This is a genomic window from Pedobacter steynii (assembly GCF_900103665.1).
Lineage (GTDB): Bacteria > Bacteroidota > Bacteroidia > Sphingobacteriales > Sphingobacteriaceae > Pedobacter > Pedobacter steynii.
The window spans coordinates 1-1,187 of record NZ_FNGY01000041.1 but is presented as its reverse complement, the minus strand read 5'-3'; the positions used below and the strand labels follow the sequence as shown (position 1 = coordinate 1,187).

The 1,187-nt window shown below is 49.3% G+C and carries 1 protein-coding gene; it reads left to right on the top strand.

Going from position 1 to position 1,187, the window contains the following annotated elements:
• Nucleotides 1-1,187 (top strand): non-ribosomal peptide synthetase (locus tag BLQ87_RS33140; protein WP_143010633.1); only part of this gene is annotated, 1,187 nt, incomplete at both ends.

The window sequence follows — 1,187 nt, the reverse complement described above, 5'->3', positions numbered from 1 at the left end:
AAACAGCTCTTCATTGGCGGGGATGCAGTTCCTGATCTTTTATTGCAAAAACTGGCCCTGATTTTCAGGTGTGCCCAGATTACCGTTACCTACGGACCTACAGAAGGAACGATTTTCTGTACACAGCTGTCGTATGCTCCCGGGGGTACGGGATTAGCCCTCAGGGGTGCTGTGATTGGTTCAGCAATCAGCAGAATGGTGATTTTGATTTTAGACGCCGATGGGCAGCTTTGCCCGGTTGGGGTAAGCGGAGAGCTCTGCATTACCGGTGCCGGTGTTTCCCAGGGCTATTTAAACCAGCCGGAGTTAACCTCAGAGAAGTTTGTATCCCATCCGTTTGAGCAATCAGCAATGATGTATAAAACCGGGGATTTGGGAAGAAGGCTTTCTGATGGGAATATTGAGTTTTCCGGGCGTAAAGATGACCAGGTTAAGATCCGTGGTTACCGGATCGAGCCAGGTGAGATTGAACGTGTTTTAGAACATCATGAACTGATCAGTGCTGCAGTGGTGCTGGCCAGGGAGGGAGCGGATGGGGAGCGGGTTTTGGTGGCTTACCTGGTAGGGGAATCCCTGCTGAATGTGCCTGATATCCGTTCGTATTTATCAGCGCGGCTGCCCTCGTATATGGTTCCCGGACATTTCCTGCAGCTGGAACGCTTACCACTGACCTCCAATGGAAAAGTAGACAGGAAATCCCTTCCCGCTGTAAATACCGAAGATGCTGATGTGGAGCGGGCGCATATTGCGCCCCGAAATGAAATTGAAGAGAAACTGGTGCTGATCTGGCAGGAGATATTGGGCAGGGAGAAAATCAGTGTTAAAGCTCATTTTTTTGAACTGGGCGGCCATAGTTTAAAGGCCACCAGGTTATCCGCGAAGATCCACAAAACGTTTGATGTCAGGGTGGCGATGAAGGATGTATTTATCGTTCCTGTTTTAGAAGATCAGGCGGCATTGATTGAGAAAGCAACAGGTAGTTCTTTCCTGTCGATTCCCCCGGCGGCTTCGGCAGAAAGTTATGTGTTGTCCTCTTCACAGCGCCGTTTATGGGTACTGAGCCAGTTCGAAGATGGGAACATTGCCTATAACATCCCCGGAGTATATGTTTTTGAAGGAGCGCTAAATATTGGGGCATTGGAACGGTCGTTTCTAACGCTGATTGAACGTCATGAAATTCTTCGGAC